Source organism: Rouxiella sp. Mn2063 (assembly GCF_049319665.1).
GTDB lineage: Bacteria > Pseudomonadota > Gammaproteobacteria > Enterobacterales > Enterobacteriaceae > JBMOUD01.
Map to the genome: position 1 here is coordinate 95,562 of NZ_JBMOUD010000012.1, position 19,782 is coordinate 115,343.

20 protein-coding genes are annotated in these 19,782 nt (G+C 48.3%); 12 read left to right on the forward strand and 8 right to left on the reverse strand.

The features are described 5' to 3' along the window. Window positions 1–234: 234 nt before the first annotated feature. The 3 genes from ACL9RG_RS16910 to amiA form a co-directional block, all read right to left on the reverse strand. Window positions 235–687 (reverse strand): YaiI/YqxD family protein, encoded by a 453-nt coding sequence (locus tag ACL9RG_RS16910; protein ID WP_422793799.1) that lies wholly within the window; start codon window positions 685–687, stop codon window positions 235–237. Beyond that, the gene (gene hemF, locus ACL9RG_RS16915; protein ID WP_422793800.1) at window positions 687–1,634 is read right to left on the reverse strand and encodes an oxygen-dependent coproporphyrinogen oxidase; all 948 of its coding nucleotides are present in this window, start codon (window positions 1,632–1,634) and stop codon (window positions 687–689) included. Before hemF ends, ACL9RG_RS16910 begins: the two co-directional genes overlap by 1 nt. Window positions 1,635–1,729: 95 nt before the next feature. Continuing rightward, window positions 1,730–2,611 (reverse strand): N-acetylmuramoyl-L-alanine amidase AmiA, encoded by an 882-nt coding sequence (amiA, locus tag ACL9RG_RS16920; RefSeq protein WP_422793801.1) that lies wholly within the window; start codon window positions 2,609–2,611, stop codon window positions 1,730–1,732. 235 nt (window positions 2,612–2,846) lie between these two features. Here amiA and ACL9RG_RS16925 point away from each other — a divergent pair, with 235 nt between their 5' ends. The 12 genes from ACL9RG_RS16925 to ACL9RG_RS16980 all read left to right on the forward strand — a co-directional run bounded on the left by ACL9RG_RS16925 (window position 2,847) and on the right by ACL9RG_RS16980 (window position 14,546). After that, on the forward strand, window positions 2,847–3,272 hold the full coding sequence (locus ACL9RG_RS16925) for a GNAT family acetyltransferase (protein ID WP_422793834.1): 426 nt from the start codon (window positions 2,847–2,849) through the stop codon (window positions 3,270–3,272). A gap of 934 nt (window positions 3,273–4,206) precedes the next feature. After that, a complete protein-coding gene (locus ACL9RG_RS16930; protein ID WP_422793802.1) occupies window positions 4,207–4,653 on the forward strand; it encodes a DUF2919 domain-containing protein in 447 nt (148 codons plus the stop codon). A 135-nt stretch (window positions 4,654–4,788) separates the two neighbouring features. After that, window positions 4,789–5,388, forward strand: a complete 600-nt coding sequence (locus ACL9RG_RS16935; RefSeq protein WP_422793803.1) for an RpoE-regulated lipoprotein — start codon at window positions 4,789–4,791, stop codon at window positions 5,386–5,388. Between the two features lie 185 nt (window positions 5,389–5,573). Continuing rightward, window positions 5,574–6,473: a Dyp-type peroxidase gene (locus ACL9RG_RS16940; protein ID WP_422793804.1), complete on the forward strand. Its 900-nt coding sequence runs from the start codon at window positions 5,574–5,576 to the stop codon at window positions 6,471–6,473. A gap of 222 nt (window positions 6,474–6,695) precedes the next feature. Further along, window positions 6,696–7,724 (forward strand): sulfate ABC transporter substrate-binding protein, encoded by a 1,029-nt coding sequence (locus tag ACL9RG_RS16945; protein WP_422793805.1) that lies wholly within the window; start codon window positions 6,696–6,698, stop codon window positions 7,722–7,724. Then, window positions 7,724–8,554 carry a sulfate/thiosulfate ABC transporter permease CysT gene (cysT, locus tag ACL9RG_RS16950; RefSeq protein ID WP_422793806.1) on the forward strand — a complete coding sequence of 277 codons (831 nt, stop codon included), beginning with the start codon at window positions 7,724–7,726 and terminating at the stop codon, window positions 8,552–8,554. The genes ACL9RG_RS16945 and cysT overlap by 1 nt, the downstream gene beginning before the upstream one ends. Then, a complete protein-coding gene (gene cysW / locus ACL9RG_RS16955; RefSeq protein ID WP_422793807.1) occupies window positions 8,554–9,429 on the forward strand; it encodes a sulfate/thiosulfate ABC transporter permease CysW in 876 nt (291 codons plus the stop codon). The genes cysT and cysW overlap by 1 nt, the downstream gene beginning before the upstream one ends. Then, the gene (cysA, locus tag ACL9RG_RS16960) at window positions 9,419–10,513 is read left to right on the forward strand and encodes a sulfate/thiosulfate ABC transporter ATP-binding protein CysA (protein WP_422793808.1); all 1,095 of its coding nucleotides are present in this window, start codon (window positions 9,419–9,421) and stop codon (window positions 10,511–10,513) included. Before cysW ends, cysA begins: the two co-directional genes overlap by 11 nt. A gap of 142 nt (window positions 10,514–10,655) precedes the next feature. Then, the gene (gene cysM / locus ACL9RG_RS16965) at window positions 10,656–11,540 is read left to right on the forward strand and encodes a cysteine synthase CysM (RefSeq protein WP_422793809.1); all 885 of its coding nucleotides are present in this window, start codon (window positions 10,656–10,658) and stop codon (window positions 11,538–11,540) included. 138 nt (window positions 11,541–11,678) lie between these two features. Further along, complete coding sequence (locus ACL9RG_RS16970) at window positions 11,679–12,155, forward strand: 2TM domain-containing protein (RefSeq protein WP_422793810.1); 477 nt, start codon at window positions 11,679–11,681, stop codon at window positions 12,153–12,155. A gap of 353 nt (window positions 12,156–12,508) precedes the next feature. After that, window positions 12,509–13,192 (forward strand): response regulator transcription factor, encoded by a 684-nt coding sequence (locus ACL9RG_RS16975; RefSeq protein WP_422793835.1) that lies wholly within the window; start codon window positions 12,509–12,511, stop codon window positions 13,190–13,192. A 4-nt stretch (window positions 13,193–13,196) separates the two neighbouring features. After that, window positions 13,197–14,546 carry an ATP-binding protein gene (locus ACL9RG_RS16980; RefSeq protein WP_422793811.1) on the forward strand — a complete coding sequence of 450 codons (1,350 nt, stop codon included), beginning with the start codon at window positions 13,197–13,199 and terminating at the stop codon, window positions 14,544–14,546. Window positions 14,547–14,619: 73 nt separating this feature from the next. Here ACL9RG_RS16980 and crr read toward each other — a convergent pair whose 3' ends face one another. The 5 genes from crr to cysZ form a co-directional block, all read right to left on the reverse strand. After that, window positions 14,620–15,129 carry a PTS glucose transporter subunit IIA gene (gene crr / locus ACL9RG_RS16985; protein ID WP_422793812.1) on the reverse strand — a complete coding sequence of 170 codons (510 nt, stop codon included), beginning with the start codon at window positions 15,127–15,129 and terminating at the stop codon, window positions 14,620–14,622. Window positions 15,130–15,176: 47 nt separating this feature from the next. After that, window positions 15,177–16,904 (reverse strand): phosphoenolpyruvate-protein phosphotransferase PtsI, encoded by a 1,728-nt coding sequence (gene ptsI, locus ACL9RG_RS16990; protein WP_422793813.1) that lies wholly within the window; start codon window positions 16,902–16,904, stop codon window positions 15,177–15,179. Window positions 16,905–16,951: 47 nt separating this feature from the next. Next, window positions 16,952–17,209 carry a phosphocarrier protein Hpr gene (gene ptsH, locus ACL9RG_RS16995; RefSeq protein ID WP_003038086.1) on the reverse strand — a complete coding sequence of 86 codons (258 nt, stop codon included), beginning with the start codon at window positions 17,207–17,209 and terminating at the stop codon, window positions 16,952–16,954. 408 nt (window positions 17,210–17,617) lie between these two features. After that, window positions 17,618–18,580, reverse strand: a complete 963-nt coding sequence (gene cysK / locus ACL9RG_RS17000; RefSeq protein ID WP_422793814.1) for a cysteine synthase A — start codon at window positions 18,578–18,580, stop codon at window positions 17,618–17,620. 188 nt (window positions 18,581–18,768) lie between these two features. Further along, window positions 18,769–19,566, reverse strand: coding sequence for a sulfate transporter CysZ (cysZ, locus tag ACL9RG_RS17005; RefSeq protein ID WP_422793815.1), 798 nt, complete (start codon window positions 19,564–19,566; stop codon window positions 18,769–18,771). Window positions 19,567–19,782: the final 216 nt, after the last annotated feature.

Below are 19,782 nucleotides of genomic sequence, written 5' to 3' on the forward strand. Positions count from 1 at the left end.
TTGAATGCGCTTTTTCTTATCGTTGTGATGGGCTATGGCTATGTTTAAATAAAACAATAGTTTAGGTTTTTTTTGGTTGTTGGATTGTTAAAGCTTGGTGAGCGATCGGGTTGAAACTGACCAGTCATTTATCGCATAGCGATGCGCTAGCAACATAATATTGTACGCATTGTTGCTAGCGAGGATGCAGACCGAAGGGAAAGTGGGTTCGACCTGACGATAGAAGGGGGAAAGTTAACCGCGTTTGGCCTGTACCAGCCATTTATCGAGTTCATTGGCAAACTGTTGGCGATCGCGCTGATTCATGGTGGCCGGCCCGCCGGTTTGGATACCGCTGGCGCGCATGGTATCCATAAAATCGCGCATATTGAGGCGCTCGCGAATGGTCTCTGTGGTGTAACGTTCACCGCGAGGATTGAGCGCCATTCCGCCTTTTTCAATCACTTCAGCCGCTAAAGGGATATCAGCAGTGATCACCAGATCGCCGGTTTCGACCCGCTTGACGATCTCGTTATCCGCGACATCAAAACCGGATTCCACGCGCAAGGTGCGCACAAACTTGGAAGGCGGTGTACGAATCGTTTGGTTGGCTACTAATGTAACCATGATTCCGGTGCGTTCAGCGGCACGAAATAACACCTCTTTAATAACGTTTGGACAGGCGTCGGCATCAACCCAAATTTGCATCAGTAATCCTCCGCTAACCAGTCGCGGACCGGCAAGAAGTCACGATATAACGCGGCTTCCTGACTATCTGGTTCGGGGTGGAAGTTATACTCCCAACGAACCAGCGGCGGCATCGACATTAAAATGGACTCTGTGCGCCCACCTGTTTGTAAACCGAATAGCGTGCCGCGATCCCACACCAGGTTAAATTCAACATAGCGGCCACGACGATAAAGTTGGAATTGGCGTTGGTGCTCGGTCCAGCTCAGTGATTTACGTTTTTCGACGATAGGTAAATACGCGTCGGTGAAACCATTACCTACTGCCTGCATAAAAGCGAAAGCCGTGGTGAAGTCCGGGGTATTCAGGTCGTCAAAGAACAGGCCACCAATCCCACGCGCTTCATTGCGGTGCTTGATAAAGAAGTAGTCATCACACCATTTTTTATACTTAGGATAAACCTCATCACCGAACGGCTGACACAATTGCTGGGCAGTAAGGTGCCAATGACGGGCGTCTTCTGCAAAACCGTAATATGGCGTCAGATCAAAACCGCCGCCAAACCACCACACCGGCGCTTCACCGTCTTTCTCGGCGATGAAAAAACGCACGTTTGCATGGCTAGTCGGAATAAAAGGGCTCAACGGATGAATAACCAGTGACACGCCCATAGCTTGAAAACTGCGTCCGGCCAGCTCAGGGCGATGCGCGGTAGCTGAAGCCGGTAGTGTGGCGCCATAGACGTGGGAGAAATTCACGCCGGCTTGTTCAAATACCGCACCATTCGTCAGCACTCTGCTGCGACCGCCACCGCCTTCTTCACGCACCCATTGATCTTCAGTAAATTGCACCTGCCCATCGGCGGCAGCCAGCTGCTGGCAAATCGTATCTTGTAATGACAACAGGTAGTTTTTAACTGCAGAAATGTTTACTGGCGATGAAGAGATGCTGGACTGCGGTAGGCTCACGGTGAACTCTCTGGCTTAATCGAAGAATCAGTGCCCGGTGTTTCCCCGGGCAAAAGGAGCGACAGTATACTCTCTTTAATGCTCGCGCGTCAGCCTCAGCGCGGCATTTGCTCATGGGTGTCAAAGTATTTGAAGAAATTGACGATCCCCTGAGAAATGGCTTGGGCAATCTCACGGCGAAACGCGGTGGTGCCAAGCAACTGCTCTTCATGGTGATTGGTAATAAATGATGTTTCGACCAAAATCGATGGAATTGACGGTGATTTCAGTACCACAAAGGCTGCTTGTTCGGTCTGTTGACTGTGTAGACGGTGCATTGGGCGGATCTGATCCAATACGTGATGGCCCAGCGTCAGACTGTTTTTGATCGTGTCGGTTTGCACCAGATCAAATAGCACCTGCTGTAAGTAGTTTTTATCCTCTTTGGCATATTTAGAGCCAGCCACTAAATCCGCATCGTTCTCTTTTTGCGACATATAGCGCGCCATGGCGCTGCTTGCGCCACGGTTTGATAGTGCAAATACCGATGCGCCAGCTGCTTTCGGGCTGGTATAGCCATCAGCATGAATAGACACAAACAGGTCAGCCTGATGTTGGTGGGCGATATCGACACGTTGATATAGAGGAATAAAATGGTCGCCATCGCGGGTCATTTTCGCTTCCACGTGGCCGTGTGCATTGAGATATTCCCTTACATAGTGGGCAATCTCTAATACCACGTGTTTCTCTTCTGTTCCTTCATGACCGATAGCACCGGAGTCAATGCCGCCGTGGCCTGGGTCAATCATCACTAATTTCTTTGCACCCGGCGGTTTAGGCTTCGGCGCCGTTTTTGTAATGTGTTGCGTCTGTGCAGCAGCAGCCTGGCGACCTAACGCGCCAAAAGCCAGGCCCAGGCCGGTAAGCAACACTTGTCTGCGGGTTGCAGAACGAGGGAGTGGTTGGAAATTAAGGTATTTATTAAGTGGGTTTAACATCAGACCACGATCTCATCTATGAGCACAATGTGCATCTTATATAGGATCTGTCGCAGACGATCGAGATGATAACTATTACTGTTTATTAACGCTTTCGCGTCATATTGATGCCGTGATGCTCTATTTGCCAGATAACCTGCGGCAGAACTGGGATAAAAAACGCGAAATTTGATATTGCGTATCGGGCCGATCCCGCGATAATTAAGAAATAACTGACTAATAATGGCGAACAATGATGGAAATTCGCATATTCCGGCAAGAAGATTTTGAAGAGGTGTTAACTCTGTGGGACCGCTGTGATTTGTTGCGGCCATGGAATGATCCTGAAATGGATATCGAGCGTAAGATGAACCACGACCCGGAGCTGTTTTTGGTTGCCGAAGTCAGTGGTGAAATCGCCGGTTCAGTGATGGGGGGATACGACGGCCATCGAGGTTCAGCTTATTACCTTGGTGTTCACCCTGATTACCGCGGCCGCGGTATCGCCAATGCGCTAATGAACCGCTTAGAGAAGAAGCTTATTGCCCGTGGATGCCCAAAAATCCAACTGATGATTCGTGCTGAGAATGACACAGTATTGAGCATGTATGAGAAGCTGGATTATGAAGTCCAAGATGTCATTAGTATGGGGAAACGATTAATCGTGGATCAGGAGTATTAATGCTTGAGCGAGCATTGAGCGCTTTATTCAAGTTTGACCGAGCTTGAGGCGGTTTTGTAAAACCGGGAACGGTGTAAATTTCGATTTTTACACCAGTCAGGCGAATGTTTCGGTTTATCAGCGACTGTTCTCAATAGTGCATCGCCGCCTAAACCGACCGAAGGGGCGGTAAGCGCCGCCCCTTCCGGCTTCCCGCGCTTTTTGCTACTTCAACTCCGCATCCAGCGGAGGCTATGTTTCAGGTGCCACGGTGACAGGCGCAAATTTCATGGCTCCGCCATTCCTTCCTCGGGTTCGAGCCTGCTTCGCCGTCTCTCCACCACTTCGTCAGTGAAATTTTGAGTGCGCCACTAGGCTTTTTTAATTCAAATTTGTCTTTGTCTTTCTGTTTGTGCTGTTGATTTAAAAGCCGCTTAGCGCACTCAAAATGCCACCGCTGGAGTGGTGAAAGACAATGGGATTATCGTTGGCTTGAACCCGCAAGCGGGAAGCCTGGAAGGCTGGCATTTGCGCTATCACGGAAGTTTCTGAAACATAGCCTCCGCTGGTTCGGAGGCTAATGTATTGAAAGGGCTGGGGATCCCGAAGGGGAAAGCCCACTTTTCCCCTTCGGTCGGTTCGGTCACTCATGTGACATTAAACACTGCATTTGAAGAACCGAAACATTCATCGTTCTGGTTTTACAAAACCGAACAAGCACGGTTTGCTTGTACAATCGCAACACTCATCGTTCCCGGTTTTACAAAACCGTAAAACCTTCATCTGGTATTAAAATTGCTCTGGCTCCACCTGTTTACAGGTGGTAAATCTTCCTGCTTGAGATTTTTTCTCTTCATTGCACTGATGTTTAGAAAAATAAGGTTTAATATCACCTGCGATATTGCCCCTGACGCGGAAATGAATCCGCCATCAACAAGGAAGCTTTTTCCAGGTTATGAATCCTGATGATTACAATCACCACGGTATGTTGCGTTTGCCGCTGTGGTTCTGGACTATTTTGATTTTGCAGGCCCGTACTTGGTTGATATTCATATTGGCAGGAGCTTCTCGCCAGGAGGGGAATGAGCTGTTGGCGTTGTTTTATCCCGATCAGCATGCTTTTTGGTACGGCATGTTGCTGGGATTACCCCCGGCGCTAATCTTTGTGTTGAGCGGTCGGCGTCATCTTATTCCTCGAGTCTGGCAGGCTGGATATTGGCTGCTGTTGGCCGGGATGTTCGTGACCTTTGCGCTGCAAGCCCTGGGGTTATGGCAAACATCGGGATCGCTTTCGATTGTCGATATTATTTTGGCACTGTTAGATGCCGGAGCCTTGGCCTATTGGTTGCTAAGTCGCCGTTTACGCGCCTGTTTTGACGAGGCTTGCCGTCTGGCGGTGTAATGCTGTCAGCGAGTATATTAATTTTTTGCCGCTTTTTTGCGGCACTTTTCATCTTGGCGGTACTCCAATAGCCGCTAAAAGATGAAACGGTAGTCCATCAGGATGGCCGAAATGGACATGAAAGGAGTGAATTGAATGACTATCCGCCCACTATTGTTGGCGCTGCCGCTGTTACTGACCGGCTGTTCCACCTTGTCGTCAATGCATATGCCACATATGTCTTGGTCAAGTTTTAATCCAATGAACTGGTTTGGCAGTAGCTTTAAAGTAACCGATCAAGGTGTCGGCGGTATTACTGCTGATACGCCGCTAACTGAAGACGCGATTAATGATGGTCTTAAAGGTGACTTTAAGCTGCGTAGCGGTATGTCGATGAGTGCCAATAAGATCCGTACCTTCTATCAGGCGATGGATGATAAACAGGTCAAAATCACGATTAGCGGTGAGCCGAAAGGCAAAGTTACACGCATTGACGTAACAGACAGTGATATTCCTAGCCAGTGGGGCGTGAAGATTGGTTCACCTTTCAGCGATATCTACAGCAAAGCTTTTGAGCATTGTTCGAAAGGTCAGGGGGACGATAGGTTGAATGTCGTTTGCGCTGCGCCAAATAGCCAACATGTTAGCTATGTTTATAGCGGCATGTGGAATGGACCAGAATCGTTGATGCCGTCTGATGATACGCTTAAGTCATGGAAAGTAAGCAAAATTATCTGGCAGGCTAACCGCCAATAATCACCGGTGCCTTGCTTTGTTGTGGCAGAAATCGACAGGTTTCTCACCTAAATGTGCAAGGCAAATAGCCTCGAATCCGGTATGATATCCGACAAAATAATACCCGTTTCCCCCGCCGATATTGCGCTAATTTGCGGGGGAAAAGAAGAAGGCTTGTAGCCCTCTCTTGATTTAAGGACTATTTGATGACTGAGATTCAGAGCGGTACTTTGCTTGAGCATTGTCGTTTTGCCATTTATATCGAAGCTAATGCACAAGGCAGTCTTGATGCGTTACGCGCCGGGGCTCGTACTTTTTGCCATTCACTGCGTGAGATCCAGGCTAAATTCCCTGATGAAAAAGTCGGTGCGACGCTGGCTTTCGGCCATAGCGTATGGCGAGATCTTTCCGCAGGCCAAGGTGCTAGTGAGTTAAAACCTTTTACCCCGCTGGGTAAAGGCTTGGCTCCTGCAACGCAGCGCGATGTTTTAATCCATATCCAATCATTACGTCATGACGTTAACTTTGTGTTGGCGCAGGCTGCATTGGCTGCATTCGGTGACAGCATTCAGGTTGAAGAGGAAACTCACGGTTTTCGCGGCATTGAAGAACGCGATCTCAGCGGCTTTGTTGATGGCACTGAGAACCCGAAAGATGAGCAACGCGCGATTGTTGCTACCATTGCGGAAGGTGAGGAAGACGAAGGCGGTAGCTATGTGATGGTGCAGCGTTGGAAGCACAATCTTAAACAGTGGCAGCGTATGCGTGTTGAGCAACAAGAGCAAATCATCGGCCGCACTAAGTTGACTGATGAAGAGCTGCCATCTGACCAGCGTCCAGATACGTCACACGTCAGCCGCGTTGATCTGAAAGAAGAGGGCAAAGGCCTGAAAATTCTGCGCCAGAGCCTGCCTTATGGCACGGCAAGTGGTGAGCATGGCCTGTATTTCATTACCTATTGTGCACGTTTGCACAATATCGAAAAACAGCTGCTCAGCATGTTTGGTGAGTTGGACGGCAAATACGATGGGTTGCTGCGTTTTACCCGCCCGCTGACCGGCAGTTATTACTTTGCTCCTTCCTTAACCCGTCTGCTTTCTCTGTAATATCTTCTTTAATCCGGCACAACGTTTTTTCCGGCACACAATATTTTCTGGCACACAATGTTGTGCCGGAATCTTCCTCGTATTCCCTTATAGCATTTGAGACTTAAAAATCGCCAAATGGTATATAAAACCGTTACTGCTCTGCCGGTACTTCTAAATACACTGTTAACTATCTAGTGGCCTCTTTGTGCCGCGCCGCATGTGTATTAAGGATGGTAGGGCATGAAAAAACGTGGGATCAAAAAGGCCATTCAGCAAGGGGCACTTGCTGCCGTTCTGTTGGCTAGCGGTGTGGCGTCGGTTTCAGCGACTGAACTGCTTAACAGCTCTTATGATGTTGCTCGGGAATTGTTTGCCGCACTCAACCCGCCGTTTGAACAGCAATGGGCAACGCAAAACGCCGGAGATAAACTGGTAATCAAGCAATCCCATGCAGGCTCATCAAAACAAGCACTGGCGATTCTACAAGGGTTGAAAGCTGATGTTGTCACCTATAACCAGGTGACGGATGTCCAAGTGCTACACGATCGCGGCAATCTTATTCCAGCAGATTGGCAAACGCGCTTACCCAACAATAGCTCGCCGTTCTATTCCACCATGGCCTTCTTGGTGCGCAAAGATAACCCGAAACACATTCACACTTGGGAAGATTTGACCCGTGATGATGTGAAATTGGTTTTCCCTAATCCTAAAACGTCTGGCAATGGCCGCTACACCTATTTGGCGGCACTAGGGGCATTCAATATTCAAGACGGTAATGACCAAGCGAAAACGCAACAGCTAATGGGCCGCTTTATCAAGAACGTGGCGGTGTTTGATGTTGGTGGGCGTGGCGCAACGACGACATTTGTCGAACGCGGTATCGGTGACGTGTTGATTAGTTTTGAGTCGGAAGTGAACAACATTCGTAAAGAATACGGTAGCGATAAATATGAAGTTATCGTGCCGCCGGTTGATATTTTGGCCGAATTCCCCGTCGCTTGGGTGGATAAAAATGTAGAGAAGAACGGTACAGAGAAAGCGGCGAAGGCTTATCTCAACTATTTGTGGAGCCCACAAGCGCAGAAAATCATTACCAGTTTTAACTATCGTGTTTATGACAAACAGGCAATGGCCGCTGCAGCGGGTCAGTTCCCAACCACTAAGCTCTTCAAGGTTGAGGACCAATTTGGCAGTTGGCCACAGGTTATGCAAACCCATTTCAGCAGCGGTGGTCTGCTGGATAAGTTGATTGAACAAGGTCACCAATAATGTTGTTGTCCAGTAAACGGGTATTGCCCGGTTTCACATTGAGTCTCGGCAGTAGCCTGCTGTTTGTCTGTCTGGTGCTGTTATTGCCACTTAGCGCACTGGTTATGCAGTTATCACATATGACGCTGGCTCAATATTGGTCAGTAGTCAGCGATGGGCAGGTCGTGGCCGCTTATAAAGTCACGCTGCTGGCGGCGGCTGTTGCCAGCCTGTTTAACTGTGTTTTCGGCATGCTGATGGCGTGGATACTGACCCGTTATGAGTTTCCGGGAAAAAGCGTTCTCGATGGCTTAATGGATTTGCCTTTTGCGTTGCCAACCGCGGTTGCGGGCTTGACGCTAGCCGGACTGTTTTCAGTCAACGGTTTTTACGGTGAATGGCTGGCCAAGTTTGATATCAAAGTGGCTTATACCTGGCTGGGGATTGCGGTTGCCATGGCCTTTACCAGCATTCCTTTTGTCGTGCGCACGGTGCAACCGGTGCTGGAAGAGTTGGGCCCAGAATATGAAGAAGCGGCAGAAACCCTCGGTGCTTCGCGCTGGCAGAGTTTCCGTCGCGTGGTGTTGCCAGAAGTGATGCCGTCATTGCTGGCAGGAACTGCGTTGTCATTTACACGCAGTTTGGGTGAGTTCGGCGCGGTGATTTTTATCGCCGGTAATATCGCCTGGAAGACTGAAGTGACCTCGTTGATGATTTTTGTGCGCTTGCAAGAGTTTGATTATCCGGCGGCTAGCGCTATCGCCTCGGTGATCCTCGCTGCGTCATTACTACTGCTCTTTAGCATTAACACATTACAAAGCCGCTATGGCCGCCGTTTAGGAGGCAAATAATGGCTGATATTTCGCTGCTAGAACAGGGCCAGCGTCGCCGCATCGACTGGGTTAAATGGCTGTTGATTGGCATCGGCGCCCTGATAACGTTCCTGCTGTTAGTGGTGCCGCTGATTACTATTTTTGGTCTGGCATTTTCTGAAGGTATTGCTGCCGTTGGACGTAATCTGGCCGATACCGATATGCTGCACGCTATCTGGCTCACGCTATTAATGGCGCTGATTACCGTGCCGGTTAATTTGATTTTCGGTACCTTGCTGGCCTGGCTGGTGGCGCGATTTAACTTCCCCGGCCGCCAGTTGTTATTAACCTTAATCGATGTGCCATTTGCTGTCTCACCGGTGGTGGCGGGCCTACTGTACCTGCTGTTTTATGGTTCTAACGGTCCGCTTGGTCACTGGCTTGATGCACATAATATTCAAATTATGTTCGCCTGGCCGGGAATGGTGCTAGTCACCATTTTTGTCACTTGTCCTTTTGTTATCCGTGAATTGGTACCGGTGATGCTGAGTCAAGGCAGTCATGAGGATGAAGCGGCGGTGCTATTAGGTGCCTCCGGCTGGCAGATGTTCCGCCGGGTAACTTTACCTAATATTCGCTGGGCGCTGTTATATGGCGTGGTATTGACCAACGCGCGAGCAATTGGTGAGTTTGGTGCGGTATCGGTGGTATCAGGTTCTATTCGTGGTGAAACCTTTACCTTGCCGCTACAGGTTGAATTACTCCATCAGGATTACAATATTGCCGGTGCGTTTACTGCCGCCGCGTTATTAACTCTGTTGGCGATCGTAACCCTATTTTTGAAGAGTGGCTTGAAGTGGCGTTTAGCCCGCCACAATGTCCAGCTTGGACAGGAGGAACGTAATGAGCATTGAAATTAATGGCATCAACAAATTCTTTGATCGCACTAAGGTGCTCAATGATATTTCGCTCGATATTCCTTCTGGCCAAATGGTGGCGCTACTCGGGCCTTCTGGCTCAGGGAAAACCACATTGCTGCGCATTATTGCCGGTTTGGAGAATCAATCTAGCGGGCAACTGAGCTTTCACGGCAAAGATGTGACCAACCTGCATGCTCGCGATCGCCAAGTGGGCTTTGTGTTCCAGCATTACGCCCTGTTCCGCCATATGACGGTGTTCGACAATATTGCTTTTGGCTTGACGGTCCTACCGCGCCGCGAGCGGCCTAATGCAGCAGCGATTAAACAAAAGGTCACGCAACTCTTGGAGATGGTGCAATTAGCCCATCTTGCTAATCGCTACCCAGCGCAACTTTCTGGCGGGCAAAAGCAGCGCGTTGCGTTGGCGCGAGCCTTAGCGGTTGAGCCGCAAATTCTATTGCTTGATGAGCCCTTTGGCGCATTGGATGCACAGGTGCGTAAAGAGCTGCGTCGCTGGTTGCGCCAGTTACATGAAGAGTTGAAATTCACCAGCGTCTTCGTCACTCATGACCAAGAAGAAGCGATGGAAGTGGCGGATCGCGTGGTGGTAATGAGTCAGGGTAATATCGAGCAAGTCGGTACGCCGATTGAGATTTGGCGCGAGCCTGCAACGCGTTTCGTATTGGAATTTATGGGAGAAGTTAACCGTATTGGCGGTGAGATTCGTGGTTCCCATTTATACGTTGGCGATTATCACTGGCCGCTGGCGATCACTCCATTACATCAAGGCAGCGTGGATCTGTTCTTACGTCCATGGGAGCTAGAAATCTCGGATCAGGAAACACCGCGTTGCCCACTGCCGGTACAGGTGTTAGAAGTCAGCCCACGCGGCCATTTCTGGCAACTGATCGTTCAACCTAAAGGGTGGCACGGTGAGCCTATTTCAGCCGTATTGACTGAAGTAAACGGCCAGCAAGCACCGCAGCGCGGTGATAATTACTTTATTGGTGGACTCAACGGGCGTTTGTACGCAGGCGATAGAGCACTGCAACCCGTTGCGTTAGCCAAGACGGCCTGATAATTTGGTAATATATCGGTAATGTGGCGACTCAATGTCGTCAGTAGTCTGAGGCGGTTATCAAACCGCCTTTTTTATCGCCTAATACTCGTTTATTCGTTTTTAATCGAACGATATATTTTATTGAAATAAGGTTTGCATAGTGAGTACGCTCGAACACTTTATTGGAAATACACCGCTGGTGAGATTACAGCGTCTGTCTCAAGGGCTAGATAGTGAAATCTGGGTTAAACTTGAAGGCAATAATCCAGCGGGATCGGTAAAAGATCGAGCGGCATTGTCCATGATCACGCAGGCCGAACAGCGTGGTGAAATTTCTCCAGGTGATACGCTTATTGAGGCCACCAGTGGGAATACTGGCATTGCGTTGGCGATGATTGCTGCGGTTAAAGGCTACCGGCTGAAACTGCTTATGCCTGACAATATGAGCATGGAAAGGCAAGCATCGATGCGCGCCTATGGTGCGGAGCTGATTTTAGTCACCCGGGAACAAGGCATGGAAGGCGCACGCGATTTAGCGCAAGAAATGGCACGCCAAGGGCAAGGCAAAGTGCTGGACCAGTTTAACAATCCTGATAACTCTTTGGCGCACTTTACGACTACCGGACCCGAGATATGGCAGCAAACGGCAGGACGTATCAGCCATTTTGTTTCCAGTATGGGCACCACCGGAACGATTAGCGGCGTCAGTCGTTATCTGAAGAGTCAAAATGAACAGGTCAAAGTTATCGGTTTACAGCCTGCCGATGGCAGTAGTATTCCCGGTATCCGTCGTTGGCCTGCGCAATATATGCCAGGTATTTTCCGACCGGATTTGGTCGATAGCATTATTGATATGGGGCAGCGTGAAGCGGAAGACACCATGCGACTGCTTGCACAACAGGAAGGCATCTTCTGTGGTGTCAGTTCTGGCGGGGCGGTTGCGGGAGCGTTACAGGTTGCTAAAGCTAATCCGGGAAGCGTGATTGTAGCCATCGTTTGTGACCGAGGCGATCGCTATTTATCAACCGGCGTTTTTTCTGTTTAGCATTGAAATTTAAGACTATTTAATTCTGTCGGGTTGCTGTCAGATTGTTGTCACGTTGATGCCGTGCTGCTGTCGTGTTGTATTGATAGCATTAGCATCACACTGCGAACTGATTCAATTCTACTAATGGTGGTGTTTATGAATAGCAGCAATCTGATACGTGACCTTCGTCTTTCTCGTGCCTGGTCACAGGAAAAACTGGCAGAACTTTCTGCTCTCAGTGTCCGCACTATTCAACGTATTGAAAACGGCGAGCAGGGCAGCCTGGAAACCTTGAGCGCATTAGCCGCTGTTTTTGGTGTTAACGTTGCTGAACTGTCTCCTGCACCTGATGCCAGCTCATCTAATAACGAGGCGCTTGATAAGCGTGTTTATGATGCGCGGCAGCGCCTGGCGGAGGAAAATAAATTCTACCGCCGTCTTTTCGCGGCTGTCGTGGTCTGCGTTATTTTATTCGTAGTGAACCGACTGACATCACCAGAGCAGAACTGGTTTATCTGGCCGGCTATTATTTGGGGACTTTTGCTGCTTATTCGTGGCGTAAGAGTCTTTGTCTTGCGCGACTGGTTGCAGCGCTGGCAGCAGGCTCGATTGCAGAAAATCCTGCGTAAATAGTGTGCAAGGCTCCACCGTCTTACTTTCTCGCAGTTGTGAAAATTAAGCCCGAATCTATGGTGAATAGGTTCGGGCTTTGTTGTTTTTATCTCGGATAAAAAATATCGCTGGGTTCTTCTCTGCCCGGCGCAATCTTTGCACTCAAGTAGTTGCTTCGGAATCTTCACTATTTTGTGATGTCATCTCTATGGCTTTAATCCGATGCTATGGTTAATGAAGCGGGCCGATAGCTTGAATTATCTGGATAATCACGTTCGGCGCGGGTGTGATATGTAAAAATAGAGTAAAAGCTACTGCGCAGAATGAGCTTAGGGGTAAATATGTCTGTAATTCAGTTAGGCGAGAAAAAAATGATGAAAATTCTATTAGTCGATGATGACCTCGAATTAGGCACTATGCTCAGTGAATACCTTATTGCCGAGGGATTTAATGCATCGCTGGTGCTGACCGGAAAGGCTGGCATTGAAGGCGCTATGTCCGGCGAATATAGCGCAATGATCCTCGATATCATGCTGCCAGATATGAGCGGCATTGACGTGTTGCGTCAAGTGCGTAAAAACCGCCGTTTGCCGATTATTATGCTGACGGCCAAAGGGGATAATATTGACCGGGTGATTGGCCTGGAAATGGGCGCTGATGATTATATGCCCAAGCCTTGTTACCCTCGTGAGTTGGTCGCTCGCCTACGTGCAGTATTGCGTCGAGTAGAAGAACAGCATGAGAATCATTCTGATGCATCAATCATTACCTACGGTGATTTAACACTTAACCCAGCGACCCGCAGTAGCGAATGGCGTGGTGCGATGTTTGATTTGACCGCTTCAGAATTCAATTTGCTCGAGCTGCTATTGCGTTCTCCTGACCGCGTTGTCTCTAAAGATGAACTTTCAGAAAAAGGCTTGGGTCGCCCGCGTGAGGCTTACGACCGCAGTATTGACGTGCATATTAGTAATATTCGCCAAAAATTAGCGTCACTGGATGGCGGCGATATTATGACTATTGAAACGGTGCGCAGTATTGGATATCGAATCAGGTAATTTTATGCGCGGCAGATTGTTTTGGAAAATTTTATTAGGCTTTTGGATAACGCTCATTGCCATTACTCAGGTGCTTTGGCTGGTTTTCACTTTCTATAGCCACCATGAGCGTCCTGAGAGCGGCATAGCACAGCGTTACGCCTCAATGCAGGTCAATACCGCGGCGGTAGCTTTACAGGGCGGGGGACTCCCCGCTTTGGATGAGGTGATTAACCAATGGTCTGATGGTGATAAACAGTTGCTCACCGTCGAACCGGTAAGCGCCAGCGATGATCAAGACACCTTAGATAATAAACCCGCTCATAATCTTGGACGAAGAGGAGTCACGCCTGATTTCGTTACGTCAGTACAAGGCCCAGATGGTCAAAGTTATCGGCTTACTTATAATGTTGAACATCTGATAGCCGAGTATGCGCCTAAGCATCGTTCGCAGCGTTTTCTTAATATTCCGCCGCCATTTTTATGGATGGGGGGCGTTGGCGGGCTACTGTTTAGTGCGGTGTTGGCATTCAACCTGACGCGTCCGATGCTGCAAATGCGTAAGGCATTTGATCGGGTGGCACAAGGTGATTTATCAGTACGTTTATATGCCAGTATGGCAAAACGACACGATGAAATATCAGTAGTTGCGCGGGATTTTGACTCAATGGTTGAGCGCTTACAGGTGTTAGTCAAAGCGCGTGAGGAGTTGCTGCACGATGTGTCGCACGAGCTGCGCTCACCGTTAGCCAGATTGCAGTTAGCCATCGGCTTGGCGCGGCAAAACCCTTCTAATGTCGAAAGCTCGTTGACGCGTATCGATCATGAAGCCGGACGGTTGGATAAAATGATTGGTGAACTGCTGGTGCTCTCGCGTACGCAAAATAGCAGTATTCCTGATGAAGAGTACTTTGATTTGCTTGGCCTGGTCGAAGCGGTGGTTTTTGACGCGCGTTATGAAGCACAGATTCCAGAAGTTGAAATTGAGTTGAATGTAAATGACGCCGCAGTGGAAGATTACACGGTGAAAGGTAATGCCGAGTTGATGCGCCGAGCAATTGATAATGTGGTACGTAACGCACTACGTTTTTCTGGCCGCGGGCAAACAGTCAGTGTGACGTTGACCAGCACCGATCATGTATTAAAAGTAGATGTTGCCGATCAAGGGCCGGGTGTGGAAGAAGATAAGTTGTCGAGTATCTTCGACCCCTTTGTCCGGGTGAAATCGCCGCTGTCAGGCAAAGGCTATGGGCTAGGGCTGGCGATTACTAAAAAAGTTGTGGTAGCGCACAGAGGGAAGGTTGAAGCGCATAACGGTGCGTCTGGTGGGCTGGTAATCAGCCTGCAGGTGCCACATTGGAAAGTGACGGCCTAAGCGAAACAAAGAAGCAAAACAGTAGCAACAAAAAACGGCGCATTAAGCGCCGTTTTTATTAATAGAACCTGACTTATTTTTTGATACGGATGATTGGTGTTTCACCAACAACAACGTTACCGGTCAGTTTAGTCAGTTCTTTGATCTCATCCATGTTAGAGATAACCACTGGTGTCAGAGTAGACTTGGCTTTCTCTTCCAGCAGCGCCAGATCGAATTCGATAACCAGATCGCCTTTCTTCACACGCTGGCCTTCTTCAGCGATGCGTTTGAAGCCTTCGCCTTTCAGTTCAACGGTATCGATACCGAAGTGCACGAATAATTCGATGCCGCTATCGGATTCAATTGAGAAAGCATGATTAGTTTCAAAGATTTTACCGATAGTCCCGTCTACCGGAGCCACCATTTTGCTGCCTGATGGCTTGATAGCAATACCGTCACCAACGATCTTTTCAGCAAACACGACATCTGGGACATCTTCAATATTGACAATTTCACCAGACAATGGCGCAACGATTTCGATGGTGCCAACGTCTTTTTTATCATCAGAAACTAATGATTTCAGTTTATCGAACAAACCCATGATCTTCTCCTAAGCATTATTTTGGGCAGCTTTCCAGCAGTGCGCAATTAGCAGAGTGTTTTCTCTTCAATGAATTTGTTAACCAAATTCATCAACTCTTGCGCCGTAGGTTGAGCCAGAGCCTGATCTGCCAGCGCTTTCACATCTTCGAAGTTTGTATTACGAATAATTTTCTTGATGCGTGGGATAGAGATAGCGCTCATGCTGAACTCATCTAACCCCATACCCAATAGCAGGAGTGTAGCACGTTCATCACCTGCTAGCTCTCCACACATGCCAGTCCATTTACCGGCGGCATGAGATGCATCAATAACTTGCTTAATAAGTGCGAGTACTGATGGCGACATTGGGTTGTAAAGATGAGAAATCAGCTCGTTACCGCGATCCACTGCCAAAGTATACTGGGTAAGATCATTTGTACCAATACTAAAGAAATCAACTTCTTTAGCCAGATGATGAGCAATCATCGCCGCAGCAGGTGTTTCTACCATTACGCCCACTTCGATAGACTCATCAAAGGCTTTATTTTCTTCACGTAACTGAGCTTTCAGCATTTTCAGCTCGGCGTTCAGTTCACGGACTTCTTCAACAGAGATGATCATCGGATACATGATGCGCAGCTTGCCGAATGCCGATGCACGCAGAATCGCACGCAGCTGGTCGTGAAGAATTTCTTTACGATCCAAACAAATGCGGATTGCACGCCAGCCCAGGAACGGGTTTTCTTCTTTCGGGAAGTTCATGTATGGCAGCTCTTTATCGCCGCCAATGTCCATGGTACGGATGATAACCGCTTGCGAGCCCATTGCTTCAGCAACAGCTTTGTAAGCCTGGAACTGTTCTTCTTCGGTTGGCAGGCTTTCGCGATCCATGAACAGGAATTCTGTACGGTATAGACCAACACCTTCTGCGCCGTTACGTTCTGCACCGGCGACATCACGCACGGTACCGATGTTGGCGCAAACTTCAACCTGATGTCCGTCCAGCGTGATAGCTGGCAGATCTTTCAGCTTGGCGAGTTCGTCTTTTTCGCTAATGTACTGATTCTGAGCTGCTTTCAACTCATCAATCACCGCAGGGGTTGGATTGACGTAAATCTTGTTGTTCACCGCATCGAGGATCAGATAGTCATCATTCTTCACTTGCTTGGTCACGTCGCTGGTGCCGACGATAGCCGGTAATTCCAAAGAACGCGCCATGATTGAGGTGTGCGAAGTACGGCCACCCAAATCGGTGATGAAACCCAGCACTTTGTTGAGGTTCAACTGTGCGGTTTCTGATGGTGTTAAATCGCTAGCAACCAGAATAACTTCATCCTGGATGGAGCTCAGGTCAACAATTGCCAACCCTAAAATATTTCTCAACAGACGCTTACCGATATCACGCACGTCAGCCGCACGTTCTTTCAGGTATTCATCATCGAGTTCTTCCAGTGCTTTAGCCTGACCTTCGATGACTGCGTAGGCCGCCGCGTCAGCAGTGGATTTATCATCTTTGATAAGGGCTATGATTTCCTGCTCAAGCTCTTCGTCTTCCAACAACATGATGTGACCTTCGAAGATAGCTTCTTTCTCTTCGCCAAAGGTCTCGCCAGCCTTGGTCTTGATCGTTTCTAACTGCGCAGATGCTTTCGCACGGCCAGACAGAAAACGCTCAACTTCCTGATCGACACTCTCAGGAGAGATTTTTTTCCGGTCGATGACAATTTCATCTTCTTTCAACAGAAGTGCTTTGCCGAAAGCGATACCGGGTGATACTAAAATGCCTGAAATCATAACCCTACCTTTCTATTGACTGGTTTAAACTATGTGAACTGGGCTTCTTATTCGAGCTCAGCCATCAGTTTTACCAAGTGCTCAACGGCTTTCTGCTCGTCTTCACCTTCTGCAGAAAGGGTAACAACGGTACCTTGGGTCAGGCCGAGGGTTTGCAATTTGAACAGGCTTTTCGCGCTAGCGCTTTTGCCGTTAGAAGTCACAGTGATGTCTGAAGTGAAGCCTTTAGCTTCTTTCACGAACTGTGCTGCAGGACGAGTGTGCAGGCCATTTGGTGCAGTAATAGTAACTTCTTGCTGGAACATTGGTGATTTCCCCAACTTAATTTAAAAGTAATAATATGGAGCTAAAGTCTAGCGTAAAACGCTAGATTTGGCTTATGAGACTCGCGCCTGACTATGGTCCAGCGACAAGCTCCGATCAACAGGAATAACAAAAATCCGCACTGAGTGCCTAAACTCTGACTCACAGATTCTGTGCTTTCCCGCCATTTGGCTATTATGCCGTGATTACCTAGTGTGTAACAAATAAGTAAATCGATTCAGCGTGTGACAAAACTACGCGGGATTAATTTTTCGCTTCGAAATAATTGCACGGTTAAATACTAAACCTGGCGGGTAAAATCAATCACAGACTAATACAAACTTTGATCTCGCCCACAAAAAAGCACCCTGACAGGTGCTTTTTTATACTTAAATAGTGTTGTGGCACTATTATTGCAGTTCTTTTTCTGTAAACAAATCTGCAAACAATGCGGTACTCAAATAGCGCTCGCCGGAAGATGGCAAAATCACCACGATAGTCTTGTCTGCAAACTCAGGTTCTTCAGCAAGTTTAACCGCTGCTGCCACTGCTGCACCTGAAGAAATCCCGGCCAGAATGCCTTCTTCTTCCATCAGGCGGCGCGCCATGGCAAAAGATTCTTCATTGCTGATAAGCGACACACGATCGACTAATGCCAAGTCAAGGTTGCCTGGAATAAAACCAGCGCCAATACCTTGGATTTTATGTGGGCCTGGTTTGATCTCTTCACCGGCTAATGCCTGGGTGATAACAGGGGAGTCAGTAGGTTCTACAGCGAGCAATGTTACGCTGCTTTTTTTGCTTTTCAGATAACGACCCGTACCGGTGATAGTGCCGCCTGTACCGACGCCAGCAACTAACACATCGACGTCGCCGTCAGTATCTTCCCATATTTCTGGACCCGTTGTTTTCTCATGAATTGCCGGGTTTGCTGGGTTGCTGAACTGTTGCAGAATCAGATAACGGCTAGGATCGCTGGCTTGAATTTCTTCCGCTTTTGCAATTGCTCCTTTCATGCCCTTGGCGCCTTCGGTTAACACCAGGTTTGCGCCCAGCGCTTTCAGCAGTTTGCGGCGCTCAACGCTCATGGTTTCAGGCATGGTCAAGGTCAGTTTATAACCGCGGGCTGCAGCAACGTAAGCGAGGGCAATCCCGGTGTTTCCGCTGGTCGGTTCAACCAGTTCAATGTCCTTGTTGAGGATGCCGCGCTGTTCTGCATCCCAAATCATGTTGGCACCAATACGACATTTGACACTGAAGCTCGGATTGCGTGACTCGACTTTAGCCAGGATGCGACCGTTGCCGATACGGTTCAGTCGAACCAGTGGCGTATGGCCGATTGTTAATGAATTGTCTTCATAGATCTTGCTCATAGCCTATCCTTTAACTGTATGAAATTTTAGGGGAACGTGAAGAGCATACTCGAACGCGTCCCCTAGTGAAGTAAGCAATTGGTATATTATATGTGATAAAGAAATAAGTTTCCGACACACCAATAAGCCCATCATTAACATCAAAAATGTTTAAATCCGCTTGGCTTTTATGCGTTTTATCGCGCCATTTATACGCTATGCCGAACGGTATTATTCTTAGCAATATCATTATCGGTAACATAACGTGAACGGTAGCGATCGACCCACATTGCTGTCGCGCCACAGATTGATACCGGCAAAATCACTAAATTGAGTACTGGGATCAGCGTAAACAAGCTGACTAACGATCCAAATTGCAAGTTATCGACCTTATCGCGTTTGAGTGCGCGGCGCATTTCGACAAAGCTGACTTTATGATTATCAAACGGGTAATCACAATATTGAATTGCCAGCATCCAGGCGCTAAAAAAGAACCACAGCACCGGTGCTAAGGTTTGCCCAACGGCCGGAATGAAATACAAAATTAACAGTAGCAATGCACGTGGCAGATAATAGGCCAGCTTTTGCCATTCGCGTTTCATGATGCGCGGCAGGTCTTTGGTTATCTCCCATATGCTGACATCGGGAGGGGCTTTGCCAGTTAATCTGGCCTCGAGCTGTTCAGCTAACAACCCACTAAAAGGGGAGGCGATTAAATTAGCCAGAGTGCTGAAGAAATAGCCGAATATCAGCAGCACGGAAATCACCGCCAGCGGCCAGAGTAGATAGCTCAGCCAATCTAGCCAACGAGGCACATGCGCCATCATTGCCGGGATCCATTCACCCAACTTGCTAAACAGCCACCAGAATGTGCCGCCCATAAGAATAATGTTCACCAGCAAGGGCAGGGCGACAAAGCGACGGATGCCTGGAAGGGAGATTAATTTCCATCCCTGTACAAAATAATGCACACCGTTGCGTCGATTGTTGTCTTGCGAAACAGACATAACAGAAATTTTCTCTCACAATTGAATAGGCTGGGCTATCATATCGATATGATTTTCCACTGGCTAGCAGCCTGTTGGCTGAAAAAACAGCAAAAAGAGGGCCGCAACCATGTTTATTAGCAGAAAAGTACGTACAGACTTGCACTTATCTACTCAGGCAAATAGAGTTAGAGAGGTGAATGTTTGCCGTGTTGGCAATGAATTAGAACAACAGAG

What these genes read in the sequence shown, in the direction of transcription:
- ACL9RG_RS16910 (WP_422793799.1), bottom strand. Translation starts at nt 687, where the DNA reads ATGCAAATTTGGGTTGATGCCGACGCCTGTCCAAACGTTATTAAAGAG.
- amiA (WP_422793801.1), bottom strand. Translation starts at nt 2,611, where the DNA reads ATGTTAAACCCACTTAATAAATACCTTAATTTCCAACCACTCCCTCGT.
- ACL9RG_RS16925 (WP_422793834.1), top strand. Translation starts at nt 2,847, where the DNA reads ATGGAAATTCGCATATTCCGGCAAGAAGATTTTGAAGAGGTGTTAACT.
- ACL9RG_RS16930 (WP_422793802.1), top strand. Translation starts at nt 4,207, where the DNA reads ATGAATCCTGATGATTACAATCACCACGGTATGTTGCGTTTGCCGCTG.
- ACL9RG_RS16935 (WP_422793803.1), top strand. Translation starts at nt 4,789, where the DNA reads ATGACTATCCGCCCACTATTGTTGGCGCTGCCGCTGTTACTGACCGGC.
- ACL9RG_RS16940 (WP_422793804.1), top strand. Translation starts at nt 5,574, where the DNA reads ATGACTGAGATTCAGAGCGGTACTTTGCTTGAGCATTGTCGTTTTGCC.
- ACL9RG_RS16945 (WP_422793805.1), top strand. Translation starts at nt 6,696, where the DNA reads ATGAAAAAACGTGGGATCAAAAAGGCCATTCAGCAAGGGGCACTTGCT.
- cysT (WP_422793806.1), top strand. Translation starts at nt 7,724, where the DNA reads ATGTTGTTGTCCAGTAAACGGGTATTGCCCGGTTTCACATTGAGTCTC.
- cysW (WP_422793807.1), top strand. Translation starts at nt 8,554, where the DNA reads ATGGCTGATATTTCGCTGCTAGAACAGGGCCAGCGTCGCCGCATCGAC.
- cysA (WP_422793808.1), top strand. Translation starts at nt 9,419, where the DNA reads ATGAGCATTGAAATTAATGGCATCAACAAATTCTTTGATCGCACTAAG.
- ACL9RG_RS16970 (WP_422793810.1), top strand. Translation starts at nt 11,679, where the DNA reads ATGAATAGCAGCAATCTGATACGTGACCTTCGTCTTTCTCGTGCCTGG.
- ACL9RG_RS16975 (WP_422793835.1), top strand. Translation starts at nt 12,509, where the DNA reads ATGAAAATTCTATTAGTCGATGATGACCTCGAATTAGGCACTATGCTC.
- ACL9RG_RS16980 (WP_422793811.1), top strand. Translation starts at nt 13,197, where the DNA reads ATGCGCGGCAGATTGTTTTGGAAAATTTTATTAGGCTTTTGGATAACG.
- crr (WP_422793812.1), bottom strand. Translation starts at nt 15,129, where the DNA reads ATGGGTTTGTTCGATAAACTGAAATCATTAGTTTCTGATGATAAAAAA.
- ptsI (WP_422793813.1), bottom strand. Translation starts at nt 16,904, where the DNA reads ATGATTTCAGGCATTTTAGTATCACCCGGTATCGCTTTCGGCAAAGCA.
- ptsH (WP_003038086.1), bottom strand. Translation starts at nt 17,209, where the DNA reads ATGTTCCAGCAAGAAGTTACTATTACTGCACCAAATGGCCTGCACACT.
- cysK (WP_422793814.1), bottom strand. Translation starts at nt 18,580, where the DNA reads ATGAGCAAGATCTATGAAGACAATTCATTAACAATCGGCCATACGCCA.
- cysZ (WP_422793815.1), bottom strand. Translation starts at nt 19,566, where the DNA reads ATGTCTGTTTCGCAAGACAACAATCGACGCAACGGTGTGCATTATTTT.